The following is a 21190-nucleotide window of genomic DNA, read 5'->3' on the forward strand; positions in this document are numbered from 1 at the left end:
ATGGGCACGTGATCTAGAAGGTGAGGGGGTCGATCTGGATGCGGAGACCGGGCAGCTTGGCGGCGCTGCGCTCGGCGGCGACGGCTGCCAGCAGGGTCGCGAGCTCGGCACCCTCGCGGCGGGGGGTGCGCAGGATGAGACGCTGCGCCGCGTCGGGTGCGCGCTGGTCGACGGGCACTGGGCCCAGCACCTCGGTGTGGGCGGTCCACGCGCGGCCGGCGAGGTCGGCGAGCACGTCGTCGGGTCCGTCGACCGTCGCGAGTCGCGCGGTCGGCGGCAGATGAGTCTCGGCGCGCGCGGCGAGCTCGCGGGCGGCGAACCCTGCCGGATCGGCTCGGACGACGGCCTGCAGCGTCTGCGCGTCGCCCACCGCGACGGCCTTGCCGCCGGGTCGTGCCAGGGCGAGGGCGTTGAACCAACGCCGGTGCGACTCCTCGTCGACCCGCACGTCCTCTCGTCCCAGCATCAGCCAGGTGTCGAGCAGGATCACGGCGTCGTAGCCGCCGTCGACGTGCGGCTCGGCCCCCGGGGTGGCCAGCACGATGCGTCGTCCGGCCGGCAGGTCGTCGAGCACCGTCGAGCCGCCTGACGTCACGACCTCACGGTCGGGGAAGGCCCGGCCGAACTCCTCGGCCGTCCTCAGCGCTCCCACCACCGGCGACCTCAGCGTCGTGCCGTGGCAGTGCGGGCACGACCACGGCACGGCCTCCTGCCCGCACCAGCGGCACGCGACCGGCGCCGAGGCCGACGGCTGTCCCAGCGGACCCTGGCACGCCTGGCAGCGAGCCGGTTCGCGGCACGTCTGGCACGTCAGCGAGTCGCGGTAGCCGCGCCGCGGCACCTGGATGAGCACGGAGCCCTCGGAGGCGCGGATGGCCCGGAACGCCTGCTGCGGCAGCCTGACGGGTGCCGCGCCGGCGATCGAGCCGTCGGTGACCTCGACCTGCGGCCACGCCCGCCGACGCGTGCGCTGCTCGGCCGCGAGCTCGATGCACCAGCCGCTCTCGATCAGCGACTGGCCCTCGGCGGTGCGGGCGTAGCCGCCGACCAGCAGGGCCGTGTCGTGGCGCGCGGCACGCAGCAGCAGCACCTCCCGCGCGTGTGGATAGGGAGCCCGGGGCTCGGCGAACAGGTCGTCGCCGTCGTCCCACATCGCCACGAGGCCGAGGTCTGGGATCGGCGCGAAGGCTGCCGCGCGCGTGCCCAGCACGACCTGCACGTCGCCCCGCGCTGCGGCCAGGAACGACCGGTAGCGCCGCTCGGCCGGCTGGGCAGCAGTCAGCGCGACGTGACGGCCCTCCCCCAGCACCTGCGTGAACACCGCGTCCCACCGGGCCACGTCGCGCGCATCGGGGACGCACACGACCGCACCCCTGCCGGAGGAGAGCGTCGCCAGGACCGCCTCGGCGACCAGCTGGGCCGGATCGTGCCCGGGGACCGCGGTCCACCAGGCCCGTGGCCGCTCGCCCGCCTGCAGCGAGGTCACGAAGCCCAGCCCGTGCACGTAGGTCTGCCACCCCTCGAGGCTCTGGACGGCTGGGGCCCCCTTCGGTGCCTCCGTGCGAGGGGCCTTCTCGGCGCGCGCGTGCCGTGGGGGGATCGCGAGACGCAGGACGTCACCGAGCACGCCCGCGTATCGGTCGGCGACGACCCGGGCCAGGCTCAGCACCTCCGGCGTGAGCACGACCTCGGACGACACGACCTTGGCCAGGAAGGCGAGGTGTCCCCCGTGCTCGCTGTGCTCGACGCGTTCGACGACGAACCCGTCGACCAGCCGGCCGGCGAAGCGCACCTTGACGCGGCAGCCCGGCACCGCCGCGAGCTCGAGGTCGGCGGGCACGAGGTAGTCGAACGGACGGTCGAGATGGGCCAGTCCGGAGTCGACGACGACTCGGGCGACGGGCCGTGCCGCCGCAGCTGTCGGCATCGGCTTCGACGACGGCTTCTGCGGTGGCGGAGACGCCGCTGACGACGAAGGGACCAGAGCGAGCTGCTCTGGTCCCTTCTCGTTGGTCACGGTGCTGTTCTACCAGCCCGTGCCGACACGACTACTTCGACGCGGCAGCCTTGAGCGCCTCGGCGCGGTCGGTGGTCTCCCACACGACGCCCGGCAGCTCACGACCGAAGTGGCCGTAGGCGGCCGTCTGGGCGTAGATCGGCTTGAGCAGGTCGAGATCGCGGATGATCGCGGCCGGACGCAGGTCGAAGACCTCGAGGACGGCCTCGCGGATCGTGTCGACCGGCACGGTCTCGGTGCCGAAGGCCTCGACGTAGAAGCCCACGGGGTGCGCCTTGCCGATCGCGTAGGCGACCTGCACCTCGACCTTGCTGGCCAGGCCGGCAGCCACGATGTTCTTGGCGACCCAGCGCATCGCGTAGGCGGCCGAGCGGTCGACCTTGCTCGGGTCCTTGCCGGAGAAGGCACCGCCGCCGTGACGGGCGTAGCCGCCGTAGGTGTCGACGATGATCTTGCGACCCGTCAGGCCGACGTCGCCCATGGGTCCGCCGATGACGAACTTGCCGGTCGGGTTGACCAGCAGGCGGTAGTCGGAGGTGTCGACGTCGAAGTTCGCCAGGACGACGTCGACGACGTGCTTCTTGATGTCGACCGCGAGGGTGGCGTCGAGGTCGATGCCGTCCTCGTGCTGCGTCGACAGCACGACGGTGTCGACGCGGACGGGCTTGTCGTCGTCGTCGTACTCGACCGTGACCTGGGTCTTGCCGTCGGGACGCAGGTACGGCAGCGTGCCGTCCTTGCGCACGGCGGTCAGCTGCTCGGCCAGACGGTGCGCGATCGTGATCGGCAGCGGCATCAGCTCGGGCGTCTCGTCGCACGCGAAGCCGAACATGAGGCCCTGGTCGCCGGCACCCTGCAGGTCGAGCGGATCGGCCGAGCCCTCCGTGCGGCCCTCGAACGCCGTGTCGACGCCCTGCGCGATGTCGGGCGACTGGGCGTCGAGGGTGATCTGCACGCCGCAGGAGCCGCCGTCGAAGCCCTTGACCGACGAGTCGTAGCCGATCTCGAGCACCCGGTCGCGGGCGATCTTGGCGATGTCGGCGTAGGCCTCGGTGGTGACCTCACCACCGACCACGATGAGTCCCGTGGTGATGAACGTCTCGCACGCCACCCGGCTCTTGGGGTCCTGGGCAAGCAGCGCGTCCAGGACGCTGTCGCTGATCTGGTCGGCGATCTTGTCCGGGTGACCTTCGGTCACGGACTCGGACGTGAAGAAGCGGCTCACATTTTCTCCTGGGTTGAGGTCTGTTCGACAGTCTAACGAGCGAGGTGCTCGGGAGTCTCGGTCAGTCCAGGCGCTGGACGACGGCGTCCCACACGGCGTGCGCGAGGGCGGTCTTCGGCCCGAGCGGGACCTCGACGACGCTGCCGTCGGCTCCCAGCAGCACGGCCTCGTTGTCGTCGCGCCCGAACGCCTTGCCATCGCTGACGTCGTTGACGACCAGCAGGTCGCAGCCCTTGCGGGCGAGCTTGGCCCGCGCGTGCTCGATGACCGTCGCCGTGGCGTCACCGGTCTCGGCCGCGAATCCGACGATGACGGGTGCCGCACCCGCACGGGCACCGACCAACTCGACGAGGATGTCGGGGTTCTCGACCAGGCGGATCTCGGGCGTCGCGCCGTCAGGGGTCTTCTTGATCTTGGCGTCGACGAACTGGGCGGGACGGAAGTCGGCGGGTGCCGCGGCCATGACGACGGCGTCGGCACCCTCAGCGGCCAGCAGCACCTGCTGGCGCAGCTGCTCGGTGCTGACGACGCGGACGACGTCGACCCCGGCCGGGGCCGGCAGCTCGACATTGGCGGCCACAACCGTGACGCGCGCTCCGCGGGCCACCGCCGCCGCGGCCAGCGCGAAGCCCTGGCGGCCCGACGAGCGGTTGCCGAGAAAACGCACGGGGTCGAGGAACTCCCTCGTGCCGCCCGCGGAGACCACGACGTGGCGCCCCGCGAGGTCGAGGGGACGGCCCTCGAGGACGTCGAGCGCCGCACGGAAGATGTCGGCCGGGTCGGGCAGACGTCCCTTGCCGGTGTCGGCACCGGTCAGGCGTCCGACCGCAGGCTCGAGCACGACGTGCCCGCGAGAGCGGAGCGTCGCGACATTGGCCTGCGTGGCGGAGTTCTCCCACATCTCGGTGTGCATCGCCGGGGCGAACATCACGGGGCACGTGGCCGTCAGCAGCGTGTTGGTCAGCAGGTCGTCGGCCAGGCCGTGCGCGGCCTTGGCCAGGAGGTTGGCGGTGGCGGGTGCCACGAGCACCAGGTCGGCGCTGCGTCCGATGCGCACGTGCGCGACCTCGTCGACGTGCTCGAACACGCCGACCTGCACCGGCTTGCCGCTCAGCGCCTCCCACGTGGCAGTCCCCACGAAGTTCAGGGACGACTCCGTGGGGACGACGCGGACGCTGTGGCCCGACTCGGTGAACAGTCGCAGCAGCTCGGCGGCCTTGTAGGACGCGATGCCGCCGGCGACACCGAGGACGACCTCAGTCATCGCGGGTGATTCAGGCCTTCTCGGCGGCGGCCGCCGCTGCGGCAGCCTCGGCCTCGGGGTCGATGTCCTCGACGGTCAGCAGGTCGGCGTTGATCTCGCGCAGCGCGATCGACAGAGGCTTCTCCTGCACGCCCGTCTCGAGCAGCGGACCGACGTACTCGAGCAGGCCCTCGCCGAGCTGGGAGTAGTACGCGTTGATCTGCCGGGCGCGCTTGGCGCTGTAGAGGACGAGCTTGTACTTGCTGTCGGCCTTCTCGAGCAGGTCGTCGAGCGGCGGGTTGGTGATGCCGATGGCAGTCGAACGTGTCGTGGACACAGAGCCTCACAGAAAGGAAACGAAGGTGGGAAGGCTGACGAAGATGGGTCAGCCCGGGGGCCGGCTGATGCCGGACCGGAACAAGTCTACCAATTCCTCGCAGGCGGTCTCGACATCGGTGTTCACGATCGTCACGTCGAACTCCGACTCGGCCGCCAGCTCAGTGCGGGCCGTGCGCAGTCTGCGCTCCCGCTCCTCGGGCCCTTCGGTGCCGCGGCCGACCAGACGACGCTCGAGCTCCTCGAAGCTCGGCGGCTTCAGGAAGCACATGAGCGCGTCCGGCATGCTCTGGCGCACCTGACGGGCACCCTGCAGGTCGATCTCCAGCAGCGCGGGGGTGCCGGCCGCGAGACGCTCCTCGACCTGGGCCCGCGGCGTGCCGTAGCGCGCCGCGCTGTGCACGACGGCCCACTCGAGCAGGCCGTCCGCGGCGACGAGGCGGTCGAACTCCGCGTCGGAGATGAAGTGGTAGTGCACGCCGTCGATCTCGCCGGGCCGCGCCGGGCGTGTCGTGACCGAGACGGAGATCCAGATGTCGGGGTGCTGCTCGCGCACGCACGCCGCGACCGTCCCCTTGCCGACCGCGGTCGGGCCGGCCAGCACCACGAGACGCGACCGCTGCGGGCCCCCGCCGTCAGCCACGGTCTGCGAACTCGGCGAGGAGCGCCGACACCTGCTTGGCGCCCAGGCCACGGAGCCGCCGGCTGTCGGCGATGCCGATGCGCTGCATGATCTCCTGCGCGCGCACCTTGCCGACGCCGGGCATGGCCTGGAGCAGGTCGACGACCCGCAGCTTGGCGACGACCTCGTTGACCTTCGACTCCTGGATGACCTCGGCGAGGCTCGCGCTCGACGACTTGAGACGCACCTTGATGTCGGCGCGTACCTGCCGGGCGGCGGCCGCCTTCTCGAGCGCGGCTCTGCGCTGCTCGGGGGTGAGAATCGGGAGTGCCACTCGTGTCACCTCTCGGATGGGTGCGGTCGGTCGGTCATTTCAGGGTGATGTCGCACGTGGTCTTGACGTCCTTGACGACGGCTGTCCGCTGCTTGACCGTGTCGTTGAAAGCGGAGTAGGCCTTGTCGACCGTCTCGACGTCGTCTGCGTCGGCCGCGGCCCGCTTCTCGGGATCGGCGAGCTCGGCGAAGGTCAGGCCGGTCTTCTTCTGGGCGGCCTGCACGCCCCGCATCGCCCGGTCGATCGCGGTCCAGTCCTTGACGACGTTCTCGGGCTTGGTCGCGGCGATCGCGCGCACGGCCCTGGCCTCCTTGGTGAAGGCGGCATCGGTCGCGGCCTTGCCGAACGAGCCCAGGGTCGACTGGTTCTCCTTGACCGCGGCGCAGTACGGGCTGTCGCCCCCGCACCCGGCGAGCACGGACCCCGACACCGCGAGGGTGACCAGCGTGACGGCGATCCTGTTCATGGTCTACGACCCTACAAGTTCGGCGTTGACGCGCGCGGCCGCATCGCGGAGCGCCGACACGTCGGGCCCGGCCGAGAGCACGCCTCGCGACGTCGACGGGATGACCAGGTCCATGACGTCGCCGAACACACGGCGGATGTCGTCGACCGTGCCGCCCTGCGCGCCGAAGCCCGGCACGAGCAGCGGACCGTTGATCGCCAGGCCCGCACCCGACAGCGACGCCGCGGCGTCACCGATCGTCGCGCCGACGACGGCCCCGAACGATCCCATCGGGGTGGCACCGGCGTTGAGCTCTGCCAGCTGGGACAGCACGGTGTCGGCGACGGTGCGACCGTCCTTGACGGCGTGCTGCACCTCGGGACCCTCGGGGTTGGAGGTCAGCGCGAGCACGAAGACCCCCGCATCGTTGTTCTGCGCCACCTCGAAGAACGGTGCGAGCGAGCCGAAGCCGAGGTACGGGCTCACCGTGATCGCGTCGGCGGCCATCGGCGCGTCGTCGTCGAGGTAGGCGTCGGCGTAGGCCTGCGCGGTCGAGCCGATGTCGCCACGCTTGACGTCCAGCACGACGAGCGAGCCGGTGTGCCGCAGGTCCTCGATCGTCCGCTCGAGCACCACGACTCCCCTGGCCCCGAACCGCTCGAAGAACGCCGACTGCGGCTTGACGAACGCGACCTGGCCGGCGAACGCCTCGACACATGTCGACGCGAACCGGTCGAGCCCCTCGATGTCGTCCTCCAGACCCCACTGCTCGAGCAGCGACGGGTGCGGGTCGATGCCGATGCAGGCCGGGCCGTAGGCCTGCATCGCGACGTGAGCGCGACTCCCGAAGCTCATGCGCGCGACTCAGTGACGAGCTTGCCCCAGTCCTGCAGCGACGTGACGCCGATGCTGCCCTCGATCAGCGCCTCGATGCCCTGGACCGCGGCGGCCAGGCCCTGCACCGTCGTGATGCACGGGATGCCCTCGGCGACCGCCGCGGTCCGGATCTCGTACCCGTCGATGCGGGGGCTGCCGCCGGACGTCACGCCGTGCGGCGTGTTGATGATCAGCTGGACGTCCTGGTCGTGGATCTTCTCCACGATCGTGCTGCGCGCCTGGCCATCGAGCGGCTCCTCGTTGAGCTTGCGGATGACGGTGGCCTTGACGCCGTTGCGGGCCAGGACGACCGCCGTGCCGCTCGTGGCGAGGATCTCGAAGCCGAGGTCGGCGAGGCGCTTGACCGGGAAGATCATGTGCCGCTTGTCGCGGTTGGCGACCGACACGAAGACCTTGCCCGAGGTCGGCAGACCGTTCTGGGCACCGGCCTGCGACTTGGCGAACGCCTGGCCGAACCCGGCGTCGAAGCCCATGACCTCGCCCGTCGAGCGCATCTCGGGGCCCAGCAGCGTGTCGACGTAGGTGCCCTCGTACGTGCGGAAGCGGTTGAACGGCATGACCGCCTCCTTGACCGCGATCGGCGCATTGTCGGGCAGGCGTCCGCCGTCGCCGGTCGCCGGCAGCGCCCCGGCCGTGCGCAGCTCGGCGATCGACTCGCCCAGCATGAGCCGGGCGGCGGCCTTGGCGAGCTGCGTCGCCGTGGCCTTGGAGACGAACGGGACGGTCCGCGACGCCCGGGGGTTGGCCTCGATGACGTAGAGGATGTCGGACGACAGGGCGAACTGGATGTTGACCAGGCCGCGCACGCCGACACCCTTCGCGATGGCCTCGGTGGCCTCCCGGATGCGCTGGATCTCGAGGTCGCCCAGCGTGATGGGCGGCAGGGCGCACGCCGAGTCACCGGAGTGCACGCCGGCCTCCTCGATGTGCTCCATGACGCCGCCGAGGAACAGCTCATGTCCGTCGTAGAGGGCGTCGACGTCGATCTCGATCGCGTCGTCGAGGAAGCGGTCGACCAGCACGGGCCGATCGGGCGAGATCTCGGTCGCGCGACCGATGTAGTCGCCGAGCGTCTCCTCGTCGTACACGATCTCCATGCCGCGGCCGCCCAGGACGTACGAGGGACGCACGAGCACCGGGTAGCCGATCTCGTCGGCGATCTCCTTGGCGTTCGCGAACGTCGTGGCCATGCCGTTCTTGGGTGCCACGAGCCCGGCGTCGGCCAGCACGCGCGCGAACGCGCCCCGCTCCTCGGCCAGCTCGATCGCGGCGGGCTGGGTGCCGACGATCGTCACCCCGGCCGCCTCGAGGCCTGCGGCGAGGCCCAGGGGCGTCTGGCCGCCCAGCTGGACGATGACGCCCGCGACGGGGCCGGCCTGCTCCTCGGCGTGCACGATCTCGAGCACGTCCTCGAGCGTCAGCGGCTCGAAGTACAGCCGGTCAGCGGTGTCGTAGTCGGTCGAGACGGTCTCGGGGTTGCAGTTGACCATGATCGTCTCGTAGCCGACCTCGGACAGCGCCATCGCCGCGTGCACGCACGAGTAGTCGAACTCGATGCCCTGGCCGATGCGGTTGGGTCCGCTTCCGAGGATCAGGACTGCTGGCTTGGTGCGCGGCACGACCTCGGTCTCCTCGTCGTACGACGAGTAGTGATACGGCGTGACGGCGGCGAACTCGGCGGCGCACGTGTCGACGGTCTTGTAGACCGGCCGCACGCCCAGCGCGTGGCGGACGCCGCGCACGACGTCCTCGGTCAGGCCGCGGATGCGCCCGAGCTGGACGTCCGAGAAGCCGTGCCGCTTGGCGCGACGCAGCAGCGCCGGCGACAGCTCGGGGGCCTCGATGAGGTCGACCGCGATCTCATTGATCAGCGCGAGCTGGTCGAGGAACCACGGGTCGATCTTGGTCGCCGCGAACACCTCGTCGGGGGTCGCGCCGGCGCGGATCGCGTCCATGACCTTCTTGATGCGGCCGTCGTGCGGGGTCGCGATCTGCTCGAGCAGGACGTCCTTGTCGAGCTCGACCCATTTCTTGCTCCAGTCGAACACCGCCTCGGGACGTTCGAGCGAGCGGAGCGCCTTCTGCAGCGCCTCGGTGAAGTTGCGGCCGATCGCCATGGCCTCTCCGACCGACTTCATGTGCGTGGTCAGCGTGGGATCGGCCGCCGGGAACTTCTCGAACGCGAACCGCGGCACCTTCACGACGACGTAGTCGAGCGTCGGCTCGAACGCGGCCGGTGTGCCGAAGCCGCCGGGCACCGTCGTGATGTCGTTGGGGATCTCGTCGAGCGTGTAGCCGATCGCGACCTTCGCGGCGATCTTGGCGATCGGGAAGCCCGTCGCCTTCGAGGCCAGGGCCGACGAGCGCGACACCCGCGGGTTCATCTCGATGACGACGATGCGGCCGTCCTCGGGGTTGACCGCGAACTGGATGTTGCAGCCGCCCGTGTCGACGCCGACCTCGCGGATGATGCCGATCGAGATGTCGCGCAGCCGCTGGTACTCCACGTCGGTCAACGTCATCGCCGGCGCGACCGTGATGGAGTCGCCCGTGTGGACGCCCATGGGATCGAAGTTCTCGATCGAGCAGACGATCACGACGTTGTCGGCCGTGTCGCGCATGACCTCGAGCTCGTACTCCTTCCAGCCGAGGATCGACTCCTCGAGGAGCACCTCGGTGGTGGGGCTCAGCGCGAGTCCCGAGCCGGCGATGCGGTGCAGGTCCTTCTCGTCGTACGCGAGGCCGGAGCCCGAGCCGCCCATCGTGAAGCTGGGACGGACGACGACGGGATAGCCGCCGAGTCCCTCGACGCCGTCGAGGCACTCCTGCATCGTGTGGCAGATGACCGAGTTGGCCGACTCCGCGCCCCACTCGGGAGGCAGCGTCGCCACGACCTCCTTGAAGGTCTCGCGGTTCTCGCCCTTCTGGATCGCGTCGATCGAGGCGCCGATGAGCTCGACGCCGTACTTCTCCAGCACCCCCGCGTCGTGCATCTGGATGGCCGCGTTCAGGGCCGTCTGACCGCCCAGCGTCGCGAGCAGGGCGTCGGGGCGCTCCTTGGCGATGACCTTCTCGACGAACTCCGGCGTGATCGGCTCGATGTAGGTCGCATCGGCGAACTCCGGATCGGTCATGATCGTGGCCGGGTTGGAGTTGATCAGGATGACGCGGATGCCCTCCTCCTGGAGGACGCGGCAGGCCTGGGTGCCCGAGTAGTCGAACTCGCACGCCTGACCGATCACGATCGGGCCGGAGCCGATGACCAGGACGCTCTTGATGTCAGTGCGCTTCGGCATCAGGCACCTCCGCCGGTTGAGCCTGTCGAAACCTCTGAGCCGGTCTGGTCTGTCTGCATGAGCTCCACGAATCTGTCGAAGAGGTAGGCCGCGTCGTGCGGGCCGGCCGCGGCCTCGGGGTGGTACTGGACGCTGAACGCGGGCTGGTCGAGCAGCGCGAGCCCCTCGACGACGTCGTCGTTGAGGCACACGTGGGTGACGCGTCCGGGTCCGAAGGGCGTCGCGAACTCGCCCTCCAGCGGCGCGTCGACCGCGAAGCCGTGGTTGTGCGCGGTGATCTCGACCTTGCCGGTCGTGAGGTCCTGCACGGGCTGGTTGATGCCGCGGTGGCCGTAGACCAGCTTGTAGGTGCCGCGGTCGAGCGCGCGGCCGAAGATCTGGTTGCCCAGGCAGATGCCGAAGTAGGGGATCTTGGCCGACAGCACCTGCTTGAGCACCGAGACGGCGTGCTCGGCGGCCGCCGGGTCGCCGGGACCGTTCGACATGAAGACCCCGTCGGCGCCGACCGCGGCGATCTCGTCGAACGTTGACGTCGCCGGCATGACGTGCACCTCGATGCCGCGCTCGGCCATGCGGCGCGGGGTCATGCCCTTGATGCCGAGGTCGATCGCGGCCACCGTGAAGCGCTTCTCGCCGACCGCCGGCACGACGTAGACCTCGTCGGTCGTGACATCGGCCAGGAAGTTGGCACCCTTCATCGACGGCGCCGCCGTGACACGCGCCAGCAGCGAATCGACATCGGTCGTGACCGAGCTGATGGCCCCGCGCATCGCGCCGCGCTCGCGCAGGTGACGGGTCAGGGCGCGGGTGTCGATGCCGGAGATGCCGACGACGCCCTGAGCTGCCAGCTCGTCGGCGAGCGACCGGTTGGACCGCCAGCTGCTCCGCACCCGGGCGGGGTCGCGGACGACGTAGCCGTCGACCCAGATGCGACGGGACTCGAAGTCCTCGTCGTTGACTCCCGTGTTGCCGATGTGCGGGGCCGTCATCGTCACGATCTGACCCTTGTAGGACGGATCGGTGAGCGTCTCCTGGTATCCGGTCATGCCGGTGGAGAACACGATCTCGCCGATCGTCTCGCCGACCGCTCCGTACGCCTCGCCGCGGAACACGCGGCCGTCCTCCAGGACGAGAACTGCTTCGGTCATGCGCTGGCACCTTCTGTAGACAAGGGAGTGACGAGGACGCGGTCACGGACGGTCGGTCTGCCGCGCAGGAAGGTCGCGACGACCTCACCGGGCAGCGTCAGGCCTGCATACGGGTTGTTGCGCGACAGCGAGGCCGTGTCGCGGGCGTCGATCGTGCGCGTCGCGGCGGGGTCGACCAGCACGATGTTGGCGGGCTCACCGACTGCGAGCGGACGTCCCTGGTTCGCGACGCGCCCGATCTCCGCCGGGGTGGCCGACATCTTCTGGGCGACCTGCTCCCACGTGAGGCGGCCGGTGTCGACCATGGTCTGCTGCACGACCGAGAGCGCGGTCTCGAGACCCAGCATGCCGAAGGCCGCGGCGGACCACTCGCACTCCTTGTCCTCCATGGGGTGCGGGGCGTGATCGGTCGCGACGATGTCGATCGTCCCGTCGGCCAGCCCGTCGCGCACGGCCTCGACGTCGTCGTTGGAGCGCAGTGGTGGGTTGACCTTGTAGATGGGGTCGTAGCTGCGCACGAGGTCGTCGCTCAGCAGCAGGTGGTGGGGGGTGACCTCGGCGGTGACGTCGATGCCCCGGCTCTTGGCCCAGCGGATGATCTCGACCGATCCGCGGGTCGAGAGGTGGCAGACGTGCAGGCGCGAGCCCACGTGCTCGGCCAGCAGCACGTCGCGGGCGATGATCGCCTCCTCGGCGACGGCCGGCCAGCCGACCAGCCCGAGCTCGCCGGAGAGCGGCCCCTCGTTCATCTGGGCACCCTCGGTCAGTCGCGGCTCCTGCGCGTGCTGCGCGATGACGCCGTCGAACGCCTTGACGTACTCCAGCGCGCGGCGCATCAGCACCGCGTCCGAGACGCACTTGCCGTCGTCGGAGAACACCTTGACGCCCGCGGCGGAGTCGGCCATCGCGCCGAGCTCGGCCAGCTGGGTGCCCTGCAGGCCCACCGTGACCGCGCCGACGGGCTGCACATCGCAGTAGCCGCCCTCGCGGCCGAGTCGCCACACCTGCTCGACAACGCCGGCGGTGTCGGCGACCGGCGACGTGTTGGCCATCGCGTGCACGCAGGTGAAGCCTCCGCGGGCGGCGGCCTGCGAGCCGGTGAGCACCGTCTCGGCGTCCTCGCGACCCGGCTCGCGCACGTGGGTGTGCAGGTCGACCAGGCCGGGCAGGGTCACGAGACCGGTGCCGTCGATGACCTCGTCCCCATCGAGACCCGTGCCGATCCCCGTGATGACACCGTCGGCGAAGGCGATGTCGACCGGATCGTTGCCGAGGAGCCGTGCTCCCCGGATGACGTAGCTGCTCATGACAGTCCTTCTTCGCTGGCTTCGGTCTCGCCGGCCGCGCCGCCGAGGAGGAGGTAGAGCACGGCCATGCGCACCGCGACGCCGTTGGTGACCTGCTCGACGATGACCGACCGGACGTGGTCGGCGACGTCGGCGGTGATCTCCATGCCGCGGTTCATGGGTCCGGGATGCATCACGATCGCGTGGTCGGGCAGCCGGTTCAGGCGTGCCGTGTCGAGCCCGTAGCGGCGCGAGTATTCGCGGGCGCTCGGGAAGTACGACGCGTTCATCCGCTCGGCCTGCACGCGCAGCATCATGACGGCGTCAGCGTCCTCGAGCGAGGCGTCGAGGTCGTACGACGTCTCGACGGGCCAGTGGTCGACTCCCACCGGCAGCAGCGTCGGCGGAGCGACGAGCGTGACGTGCGCGCCGAGCGTGTGCAGCAGCAGGGCGTTGGACCGTGCGACGCGGCTGTGCAGCACGTCGCCGACGATCGTGATCTTCTTGCCTGCCAGGTCCGAGCCCGTCGAGCCGACGAGGTGCCGGCGCATCGTGAACGCGTCGAGCAGGGCCTGCGTGGGGTGCTCGTGCGTGCCGTCGCCGGCGTTGATGACGGCACCCTTGGTCCAGCGCGCCTGGGCGAGTCGGTGCGGGGCGCCGGACGAGTGGTGCCGGATGATCACGGCGTCGGCGCCCATGGCCTGCAGCGTCAGCGCGGTGTCCTTGAGGCTCTCGCCCTTGGAGACGCTCGAGCCCTTGGCCGAGAAGTTGATGACGTCGGCGCTGAGCCGCTTGGCCGCGGCCTCGAACGAGATGCGCGTGCGGGTGGAGTCCTCGAAGAACAGGTTGACGACGGTGCGACCGCGCAGCGTCGGGAGCTTCTTGATGGGCCGGCTGGCGACGCCCAGCAGCTCCTCGGCGGTGTCGAGGATGCGGATCGCGTCGGTGCGGTCGAGGTCGCCGGCACTCAGGAGGTTCTTGATCATGCGCCGGCTCCTCCCGTCGAGGCAGGACCCGTGATCGAGACCGAGTCGATCTCGTCGGACTCGGTGAGCCGGACCTTGACCTTCTCGACCAGCGAGGTCGGCAGGTTCTTGCCCACGAAGTCGGCACGGATCGGCAGCTCGCGGTGGCCGCGGTCGATCAGCACCGCGAGCTGGACGGCCTTGGGGCGTCCCAGCTCGGTCAGCGCGTCGAGGGCCGCGCGGATCGTGCGGCCGGAGAACAGCACGTCGTCGATCAGCACGACGACCTTGCCGTCGATGTCGTCGGGGATCTCGGTGTGCTCGAGCGCCCGCGCCGGCTTGAGGCGCAGGTCGTCGCGGTACATCGTGATGTCGAGGGCACCGGCGGTGATGGTGCGCTGCTCGACCTCCGACATCCGCTGCGCGATGCGACGGGCCAGATGCACGCCACGGGTCGGGATGCCCAGCAGGACAAGGCCCGCGGAGTCGCGGTTGCGCTCGAGGATCTCGTGGGTGATGCGGGTCAGTGCACGAGAGATGTCGTGCTGGTCGAGCACGGTGCGACCGTCGTCGGGGGCCTGGTGGTGGGCAGTGCCAGCACGCTCGGCGTCATCGGACGCAGACATGTCTGACCTCCTTCTCCGCCTCTCGGGACGGCCGTTAAAGGATGTCGATCTAACGGGTCCGAGAGTACCAGCGGCACGCGGCTCATCCGGACGCGGTTGGGCCCACCGCCGGCGGATCCGGACGAACGATGAGGGTTCCGGGTAGTCGCAGCTGCCGAAAACCCTCATCGTCCGTCCCCGCCCGGACTCATCAGGACGGAGAATGAGGGCTATCGGTAGCCGCCGCTGCCCGAAACCCTCATCGCCGGTCCCCGAGGCGGCGTCACCGCCGGCGGGTCCCGGGACCTACCCGACGAGGACGACCTTCGAGGTGTCACCCGAGATGCTGATCGTCCGCGGCCCCATCAGCACTGCCCGGTCCTCGCCGTCAGAGCCCTCCAGCCCGACTCGCACGTCGTACGACCCGCGGGCAGGCACGTCCATGACGATCCGCGCCTCGCAGGCTCCGTCGGGCGACCGCAGCGCGCGGACGGGAATCGACGTGGAGACCGTCTCCTCGCCGCCCGGAGCCTCCGCCTCGATCCATCCGGCACTGCCGCGCGGCGAGATCACGCACCGCGCGACGTGGTCCGTGGGGCTGGGCACGTAGACGTCCAACGGCATCTCGTCCCGGACCGTGACGATCAGGCGCACGGATCCCGGTGCCAGAGGATCGACTGGCACCGCTGTGGGACCGAACGATCCTTCACGGGCCTCGATCTCATCGGCCAGGCGCGCTTGTTGCTCGGCGTCGGCCCGCGCCTGCTCATCGGCGCTCAGCCTCGCTGTCACCGTCGCCGCTGGGCTCGGTGCCGTCGGTGCCGTCGTCGGGTCAGGGCTCACGTCGCCGGTGAACCGTTGTCCGACCTGCACGATCGCGAACAGGCCCACCACCAGCGCTGCCACGATGAGGTACCTGCTCGGCGACCTGTTCATGGCCGGAATCCTGTCAGGCCGATGACACCCCGAACACACCTGTACCGGGCTGACTGGTGGTTCAGTCGTGCGTCAACGCCCCTGATGGACGACTGTCGCACCGCCGATGCGGGGCTGCGTGCGAGAGCGCGACCGCTGCCAGTAGTGCGGGAGGATGTACTTCACGAAGACCGGCAGGCACTCGATGATGTAGCGGCGGAACAGCCGGGTGGGCTCCTGCGCGAGGCGGTAGAACCACTCGATCTTGGCCGCCCGCACCCATCCCGGAGCCATCGTCGCGTTGCCGGTCACCATGTTGACGGCACCGCCGACGTTGACGACGACACCGCGGAAGCCCGCTTTGCGGACCTCCTCGCCGATCATGTCGCCGAAGGGCGGGGTGACCGCGACGATCAGCAGGTCGACGCCGTACTTCTGCAGCTTCTTGGCGACGCGCTTGGGCTTCCAGTCGCGACGGTTGCCGTGATCCCTGAACACGACCTCGAGGCCGGAGCCGTGCAGCTGGCCGCGGAAGTCGAAGCCCGCAGCGCGGTCGGCACCCAGGATGGCGGCCTTGGTGCCCTGGAACTGACGGCCTGCGAGCATCCGCTCGAGGAACTCCGATCCGGTGACCCTGGCCGGATCGATGCCGCGCGACCGCATGAGCGACACGATGGGCCAGCCGTCGGCGGTGATGAAGTCGGCGCGGTCGATCGTGCGGGCGAACTCGTCGGAGCGCGCGGCCAGGGCCAGGTGGTGCAGGTTGACGGTCTGGATGCGCTTGGAGCCGTGATCGAGCACGACGGCGTCGAAGTCCTCGTCGTTGAGGAGGCACTTCTGTGCCATCCGGTCGATCAGCTCTTCGGTGATCACTGCGCAGCCCGCTCTCTCGTCCAGGAAACCTCGCGGCCTCATGGATGGAGAGTGGCTGGGTGCGTCATCATGACGCGGCTACGTGCACCCTCCCGGACGTCGGGAGGGTCACACGGGTCAGACGCTCAGCGACGGCTTGAGCTCGACGATGCGGCTGAGCAGCCCGTTGACGAACGACGGCGACTCGTCGGTCGACAGATCGCTGGCCAGGCCGACCGCCTCGCTGACCGCGACGGCGTCGGGGACGTCGTCGACGTACAGGATCTCGAAGGCCCCGATGCGCAGCAGGTTGCGATCGACCGCCGGCATGCGGTCGAGCGTCCAGTCGTTGGCGTTCTCGGCGATGATCTCGTCGAGCCGGTCACGGTGCGCGACGACGCCCTCGATCAGGAGCACGGCGTACTCGTTGACGGGGTAGTCGCCCTCGGCCTGCCGATCGGCGAGCGTTCCGCCGGTCGGCAGGCTCTGCGCCTCGGACTCGAAGAGGATGTCGAGCGCGCGCTTGCGTGACTTGGTGCGGGCTGACATCAGGACGACACGCGACCGAGGTAGCTGCCGTCGCGCGTGTCGACCTTGATCTTCTCGCCGTTGACGATGAAGAGCGGGACCTGGATCTCCTTGCCGGTCTCGAGACGCGCGGGCTTGGTGCCACCGCTCGAGCGGTCGCCCTGCAGGCCCGGCTCGGTGTACTCGACCAGCAGCTCGACCGAGGCCGGCAGCTCGATGTAGAGCGGCACACCCTCGTGCAGGGCGAGCATCGCGTCCTGGTTGTCGAGCATGTAGTCCTTGGCGTCGCCGACGACGGCCTCCGACACGTTGAGCTGGTCGTACGTCGACTTGTCCATGAAGACGTACGAGTCGCCGTCGTGGTACAGGTACTGGAAGTCGCGCTTGTCGACGTTGGCGGTCTCGATCTTGAGGCCCGCGTTGAACGTCTTGTCGACGGTCTTGCCGCTCATGATGTTCTTGAGCGTGGTCTTGACCATCGCGCCGCCCTTGCCGGGCTTGTGGTGCTGGAACCAGACCACGGACCAGAGCTGCCCGTCGAGGTCGAGGACCATGCCGTTCTTGATGTCGTTCGTGGTGGCCATCAGCCGATCTCCAGGAGGTCTTTGGTCATCGTGGTGAGCACCTCGGGGGCACCCGCGGTCACGAGGACGGTGTCTTCGATGCGCACTCCCCCACGACCCGGCACGTAGATGCCCGGTTCCATCGTGAGGACGGTGCGACTGGACAGTTTACCTGCGTGCGAGGACGCGATGAACGGGTCCTCGTGTATCTCGAGCCCGACGCCGTGCCCGAGGCCCGTCGTGAAGGCGTCGAGCCACCCGGATGCCTCGAGCGACGCCCGTGCCGCGGCGTCGGACGCGCTGACGTCGACGCCGTCGCGGAGCAGGTCGAGGCCTGCCGCCTGGGACGCACGCACCGCGGCGTGCACCTCGCGCTGCCAGTCGTCGGCGCGACCGAGGACGACCGTGCGGGTGCAGTCGGCGTGGTAGCCGTCGACCCGCGCGCCGAAGTCGATCTTGAGCAGGTCGCCGGTCGCGAGCACCCGGTCGGTCGGGTGGTGGTGCGGGACGGCCGTGTGGTCGCCGGTCGCCAGGATCGTCTCGAACGCGATCGCCTCGGCACCCAGCGCGAACATGCGGTTCTCGAGATCGCGCGCGACGTCGCGCTCGGTGCGCCCGACGAGCGGGCCCTCCAGCAGCTGCTCGAGCGCCCGGGTCGAGATGTCGCAGGCGCGGGTCAGCGCGTCGATCTCGTCGGCGTCCTTGACCTCACGGAGACGCTCGACGAGTCGGTCGGTGCCCATCAGGTCGACGTCACCGACCTTGTCGGCGAGCTGGTCGTACCCGTCAACGCTCAGGGTGTGGGTCTCGAGGCCCCAGGCACCGGACGTCATGCGGGTGGCCGCCGTACCGATGAGGTCGCGGCCGATGAGGTGGTCGACGTCGGGCAGCTCGGCGGCGGCCTGGTCGCGGTAGCGGCCGTCGGTCAGGAACACCGGATCGCCCTCGACCGGGACGACCAGTGCGCCGTTGGAGCCCGTGAACCCCGTCAGGTAGCGGACGTTGACGAGGGTCGTGACGAACAGCCCCTCGAGCCCCTCCGCGACGAGGGCCTCGACCAGCGCGGCACGCCGCGTCGCGGCGGTCATGCCGACACGGCCCGGTACGCGTCGTGCAGCAGCGACTCGTCGGGACCCGCCATGATCACGGGCTGCGCGAGCGACTCGAGCACCACGAACCGCAGCTGGTCGCCGCGGGTCTTCTTGTCGAGGCGCATCGTGGTGGCCAGCGCCTCCCACACGCCCGGACGCACGTAGGCGGTCGGCAGGCCCACGAGCTGCAGGATCGAGCGGTGCCGGTCGAGCAGGTCGCGGTCGATCATGCCCGTGCGGTGCGCGAGCTCGGCGACGAAGACCATGCCGACGGAGATCGCCTCGCCGTGACGCACGCGGTAGTGCTCGAAGCGCTCGATCGCGTGGCCGAAGGTGTGGCCGTAGTTGAGCGCCTCGCGGCCGATCGACCCATCGGCTCCCGAGCCGCCCTCGCGCAGGTCGCCGGCGACGGTGCGGGCCTTGACCGCGATGCCCTTGGTGATGAGCTCGGCGACGATCGATGACGTGGGGTCGGCGATCGCCGCCGGAGCGGCCTCGACGAGGTCGAGGATCGACGGATCGGCGATGAACCCGCACTTGACGACCTCGGCCATGCCGCTGCGCAGCTCGCGGGCGGGCAGGCCCTGCAGCACGTCGAGGTCGCACAGCACGCCGACCGGCTCGTGGAACGCGCCGACGAGGTTCTTGCCCTCGGCGGTGTTGATGCCGGTCTTGCCGCCGACGGCCGCGTCGACCATGCCGAGCACCGTGGTGGGCACGTTGACGAACCGCACGCCGCGCAGCCAGCTCGCGGCGACGAAGCCGGCCAGGTCGGTCGTCGCTCCCCCGCCGAGCCCCACGATGACGTCCGACCGCGTGAAGCCCGCCTCGCCCAGGATCTTCCAGCAGAACGTCAGCACGTCGGCGGTCTTGGCCTGCTCGCTGTCGGGCACCTCGATCAGGTGCACCTCGAGGTGGTCCGAGACCAGGGGCTCGCGCAGCCGTGCCGCCTGGGCGGCCATGGACGGCGCGTGGATGATCGCCACTCGCATGACACCCATCCCGAAGCCGACGAGGCCGCGCAGCTGCTCGTGCACGCCGTTGCCGATCACGACGTCGTACGGGCGGTCGGTCGGGACGGTCAGGCGGGTGGTCATGCGGGGTCCTTGATCAGCTGGGCCGCTCGATCGGCCACGGCGGAGGCGTCGAGCGCATCGGTGAGGATCGTGTACGTGGCGACCTCCTCGTAGAGGGGACGTCGCTGGTCCATCAGGATCTTCATGCGGCCGCGGATGTTGCCGAGGAGCAGGGGGCGGTTGCCGTTGACGCCGGCGCGCTGCACGCCTGCGGCGAGACCCACGTCGAGGAACAGCACGCGGTGGTCGGCCAGCAGGGCACGCGTGCGCTCGCTCATGACGGCGCCGCCGCCGACCGCCAGCACCCCGTCGTGCTCGGAGAGGGCCGCGGCGACGGCCTTCTCCTCGAGCTCGCGGAAGTGCGGCTCGCCATGGTCGACGAACAGCTCCTGGATCGTGACGCCCTTGGCCTTCTCGATGTCCTGGTCGGTGTCGCGGAAGTCGACGCCCCAGCGCTCCGCCAGCTCGAGGGCGACGGTCGTCTTGCCAGCGCCCGGCGGCCCGACCAGGACGACGACAGGACTCAACGCAGCCTCAGGTTGGCGAGGTAGGTCTCGACGTTGCGACGGGTCTCCTCGACCGAGTCGCCGCCGAACTTCTCGACCAGGCTGTCGGCCACGACGAGCGCGACCATGGCCTCGGCGACGATGCCGGCGGCCGGCACCGCGCAGACGTCGGAGCGCTGGTGGTGGGCACGCGCCTCCTCACCGGTCTGGACGTCGATCGTGCGCAGGGCACGCGGCACGGTGGCGATGGGCTTCATGGCTGCGCGGACGCGCAGGATCTCGCCGGTCGTCATGCCGCCCTCGGTGCCACCGGCACGGCCGGAGACGCGACGGATGCCGTCGGCGGTCGGCACGATCTCGTCGTGGGCCAGCGACCCACGGGTGCGGGCCAGCTCGAAGCCGTCGCCGATCTCGACGCCCTTGATGGCCTGGATGCCCATCAGCGCCTGTGCGAGGCGGCCGTCGAGGCGCTTGTCCCAGTGCGTGTAGGAGCCGAGGCCCGGCGGCAGGCCCTCGACGACGACCTCGACGACCCCGCCGAGCGTGTCGCCGTCCTTGTGCGCGAGGTCGATCTCGGCGACCATCGCGGCGCTCGTGTCGGCGTCGAAGCAGCGGACCGGATCGGCGTCGAGCGCCTCGACGTCGCCGTGCGACGGGATGACACCGGCCGGCGCGCGGACCGTGCCGAGCTCGACGACGTGCGACACGATCGTCGCGCCCGTGACCTGCTCGATGAACTGCGCCGCGATCTCGCCGAGCGCGACCCGGGCCGCGGTCTCGCGGGCGCTGGCGCGCTCGAGCACCGGGCGTGCCTCCTCGAAGCCGTACTTCTGCATGCCCGCGAGGTCGGCGTGACCCGGACGGGGACGCGTGAGGGGCGCGTTGCGCTTGAGGCCGTCGAGGATCTCGGGGTCGACGGGGTCGGCCGCCATGACCTGGTCCCACTTGGGCCACTCGCTGTTGCCGATGCGCAGGGCGATGGGGCTGCCCATCGTCGTGCCGTGACGCAGCCCGCCCACGATCTCGAGCTCATCGGCCTCGAAGGCCATGCGGGCACCGCGCCCGTAGCCGAGGCGACGCCGCGCGAGGGCCGCCTGGATCTCCTTGCTGGTCACCTGCACGCCAGCCGGCAGCCCTTCGAGGACGGCTACGAGAGCGGGGCCATGGGACTCACCAGCGGTCAACCAACGAAGCATGGGGACGATTCTCCCATGCCACTGCGCTCACGCCGTCACGCGTC

General features: G+C 70.2%; 21 protein-coding genes. All 21 read right to left on the reverse strand.

Going from position 1 to position 21190, the window contains the following annotated elements; genetic code table 11:
* Window positions 1-13: 13 nt before the first annotated feature.
* Window positions 14-2017, reverse strand: coding sequence for a primosomal protein N' (locus JOF40_RS15300; RefSeq protein ID WP_209674632.1), 2004 nt, complete (start codon window positions 2015-2017; stop codon window positions 14-16).
* Window positions 2018-2048: 31 nt separating this feature from the next.
* The gene (gene metK, locus JOF40_RS15305) at window positions 2049-3242 is read right to left on the reverse strand and encodes a methionine adenosyltransferase (RefSeq protein ID WP_129183966.1); all 1194 of its coding nucleotides are present in this window, start codon (window positions 3240-3242) and stop codon (window positions 2049-2051) included.
* Between the two features lie 61 nt (window positions 3243-3303).
* Entirely contained in the window at window positions 3304-4506 is a 1203-nt protein-coding gene (gene coaBC / locus JOF40_RS15310) for a bifunctional phosphopantothenoylcysteine decarboxylase/phosphopantothenate--cysteine ligase CoaBC (RefSeq protein WP_129183964.1), read from the reverse strand.
* Window positions 4507-4516: 10 nt separating this feature from the next.
* Window positions 4517-4822 carry a DNA-directed RNA polymerase subunit omega gene (gene rpoZ / locus JOF40_RS15315; protein ID WP_056608212.1) on the reverse strand — a complete coding sequence of 102 codons (306 nt, stop codon included), beginning with the start codon at window positions 4820-4822 and terminating at the stop codon, window positions 4517-4519.
* Between the two features lie 48 nt (window positions 4823-4870).
* Window positions 4871-5464, reverse strand: coding sequence for a guanylate kinase (gene gmk, locus JOF40_RS15320; protein ID WP_129183962.1), 594 nt, complete (start codon window positions 5462-5464; stop codon window positions 4871-4873).
* A complete protein-coding gene (mihF, locus tag JOF40_RS15325; protein WP_129183960.1) occupies window positions 5457-5777 on the reverse strand; it encodes an integration host factor, actinobacterial type in 321 nt (106 codons plus the stop codon). The genes gmk and mihF overlap by 8 nt, the downstream gene beginning before the upstream one ends.
* 34 nt (window positions 5778-5811) lie before the next feature.
* Window positions 5812-6243 carry a hypothetical protein gene (locus JOF40_RS15330; protein ID WP_129183958.1) on the reverse strand — a complete coding sequence of 144 codons (432 nt, stop codon included), beginning with the start codon at window positions 6241-6243 and terminating at the stop codon, window positions 5812-5814.
* A gap of 3 nt (window positions 6244-6246) precedes the next feature.
* Window positions 6247-7077 carry an orotidine-5'-phosphate decarboxylase gene (pyrF, locus tag JOF40_RS15335; protein WP_129183956.1) on the reverse strand — a complete coding sequence of 277 codons (831 nt, stop codon included), beginning with the start codon at window positions 7075-7077 and terminating at the stop codon, window positions 6247-6249.
* Window positions 7074-10415, reverse strand: coding sequence for a carbamoyl-phosphate synthase large subunit (gene carB, locus JOF40_RS15340; RefSeq protein ID WP_129183954.1), 3342 nt, complete (start codon window positions 10413-10415; stop codon window positions 7074-7076). Before carB ends, pyrF begins: the two co-directional genes overlap by 4 nt.
* A complete protein-coding gene (gene carA / locus JOF40_RS15345; protein ID WP_129183952.1) occupies window positions 10415-11563 on the reverse strand; it encodes a glutamine-hydrolyzing carbamoyl-phosphate synthase small subunit in 1149 nt (382 codons plus the stop codon). Before carA ends, carB begins: the two co-directional genes overlap by 1 nt.
* Window positions 11560-12870 (reverse strand): dihydroorotase, encoded by a 1311-nt coding sequence (locus tag JOF40_RS15350; RefSeq protein ID WP_129183950.1) that lies wholly within the window; start codon window positions 12868-12870, stop codon window positions 11560-11562. The genes carA and JOF40_RS15350 overlap by 4 nt, the downstream gene beginning before the upstream one ends.
* On the reverse strand, window positions 12867-13835 hold the full coding sequence (locus tag JOF40_RS15355; protein ID WP_129183948.1) for an aspartate carbamoyltransferase catalytic subunit: 969 nt from the start codon (window positions 13833-13835) through the stop codon (window positions 12867-12869). Before JOF40_RS15355 ends, JOF40_RS15350 begins: the two co-directional genes overlap by 4 nt.
* Window positions 13832-14440 (reverse strand): bifunctional pyr operon transcriptional regulator/uracil phosphoribosyltransferase PyrR, encoded by a 609-nt coding sequence (pyrR, locus tag JOF40_RS15360; RefSeq protein ID WP_129183946.1) that lies wholly within the window; start codon window positions 14438-14440, stop codon window positions 13832-13834. The genes JOF40_RS15355 and pyrR overlap by 4 nt, the downstream gene beginning before the upstream one ends.
* 285 nt (window positions 14441-14725) lie before the next feature.
* Window positions 14726-15355: a hypothetical protein gene (locus JOF40_RS15365; RefSeq protein WP_129183944.1), complete on the reverse strand. Its 630-nt coding sequence runs from the start codon at window positions 15353-15355 to the stop codon at window positions 14726-14728.
* Between the two features lie 72 nt (window positions 15356-15427).
* Entirely contained in the window at window positions 15428-16207 is a 780-nt protein-coding gene (locus JOF40_RS15370) for a WecB/TagA/CpsF family glycosyltransferase (protein ID WP_188111825.1), read from the reverse strand.
* A 117-nt stretch (window positions 16208-16324) separates the two neighbouring features.
* Window positions 16325-16735 (reverse strand): transcription antitermination factor NusB, encoded by a 411-nt coding sequence (nusB, locus tag JOF40_RS15375; RefSeq protein ID WP_129183940.1) that lies wholly within the window; start codon window positions 16733-16735, stop codon window positions 16325-16327.
* A complete protein-coding gene (gene efp, locus JOF40_RS15380; RefSeq protein WP_188111864.1) occupies window positions 16735-17301 on the reverse strand; it encodes an elongation factor P in 567 nt (188 codons plus the stop codon). Before efp ends, nusB begins: the two co-directional genes overlap by 1 nt.
* Window positions 17298-18365 carry a M24 family metallopeptidase gene (locus JOF40_RS15385; RefSeq protein ID WP_129183936.1) on the reverse strand — a complete coding sequence of 356 codons (1068 nt, stop codon included), beginning with the start codon at window positions 18363-18365 and terminating at the stop codon, window positions 17298-17300. The genes efp and JOF40_RS15385 overlap by 4 nt, the downstream gene beginning before the upstream one ends.
* Window positions 18362-19465: a 3-dehydroquinate synthase gene (gene aroB, locus JOF40_RS15390; RefSeq protein WP_129183934.1), complete on the reverse strand. Its 1104-nt coding sequence runs from the start codon at window positions 19463-19465 to the stop codon at window positions 18362-18364. The genes JOF40_RS15385 and aroB overlap by 4 nt, the downstream gene beginning before the upstream one ends.
* A complete protein-coding gene (locus JOF40_RS15395) occupies window positions 19462-19971 on the reverse strand; it encodes a shikimate kinase (RefSeq protein WP_129183932.1) in 510 nt (169 codons plus the stop codon). Before JOF40_RS15395 ends, aroB begins: the two co-directional genes overlap by 4 nt.
* Entirely contained in the window at window positions 19968-21146 is a 1179-nt protein-coding gene (aroC, locus tag JOF40_RS15400; protein WP_129183930.1) for a chorismate synthase, read from the reverse strand. The genes JOF40_RS15395 and aroC overlap by 4 nt, the downstream gene beginning before the upstream one ends.
* Between the last annotated feature and the right edge of the window lie 44 nt (window positions 21147-21190).

Source organism: Aeromicrobium fastidiosum (assembly GCF_017876595.1).
Taxonomy (GTDB): domain Bacteria; phylum Actinomycetota; class Actinomycetes; order Propionibacteriales; family Nocardioidaceae; genus Aeromicrobium; species Aeromicrobium fastidiosum.

Bases quoted from the DNA above. Each gene is read 5' to 3' on its own strand.
- coaBC (WP_129183964.1), bottom strand. From the start codon at position 4,506: ATGACTGAGGTCGTCCTCGGTGTCGCCGGCGGCATCGCGTCCTACAAG.
- JOF40_RS15330 (WP_129183958.1), bottom strand. From the start codon at position 6,243: ATGAACAGGATCGCCGTCACGCTGGTCACCCTCGCGGTGTCGGGGTCC.
- pyrF (WP_129183956.1), bottom strand. From the start codon at position 7,077: ATGAGCTTCGGGAGTCGCGCTCACGTCGCGATGCAGGCCTACGGCCCG.
- carB (WP_129183954.1), bottom strand. From the start codon at position 10,415: ATGCCGAAGCGCACTGACATCAAGAGCGTCCTGGTCATCGGCTCCGGC.
- carA (WP_129183952.1), bottom strand. From the start codon at position 11,563: ATGACCGAAGCAGTTCTCGTCCTGGAGGACGGCCGCGTGTTCCGCGGC.
- JOF40_RS15350 (WP_129183950.1), bottom strand. From the start codon at position 12,870: ATGAGCAGCTACGTCATCCGGGGAGCACGGCTCCTCGGCAACGATCCG.
- JOF40_RS15355 (WP_129183948.1), bottom strand. From the start codon at position 13,835: ATGATCAAGAACCTCCTGAGTGCCGGCGACCTCGACCGCACCGACGCG.
- pyrR (WP_129183946.1), bottom strand. From the start codon at position 14,440: ATGTCTGCGTCCGATGACGCCGAGCGTGCTGGCACTGCCCACCACCAG.
- JOF40_RS15365 (WP_129183944.1), bottom strand. From the start codon at position 15,355: ATGAACAGGTCGCCGAGCAGGTACCTCATCGTGGCAGCGCTGGTGGTG.
- nusB (WP_129183940.1), bottom strand. From the start codon at position 16,735: ATGTCAGCCCGCACCAAGTCACGCAAGCGCGCGCTCGACATCCTCTTC.
- JOF40_RS15385 (WP_129183936.1), bottom strand. From the start codon at position 18,365: ATGACCGCCGCGACGCGGCGTGCCGCGCTGGTCGAGGCCCTCGTCGCG.
- aroB (WP_129183934.1), bottom strand. From the start codon at position 19,465: ATGACCACCCGCCTGACCGTCCCGACCGACCGCCCGTACGACGTCGTG.
- aroC (WP_129183930.1), bottom strand. From the start codon at position 21,146: ATGCTTCGTTGGTTGACCGCTGGTGAGTCCCATGGCCCCGCTCTCGTA.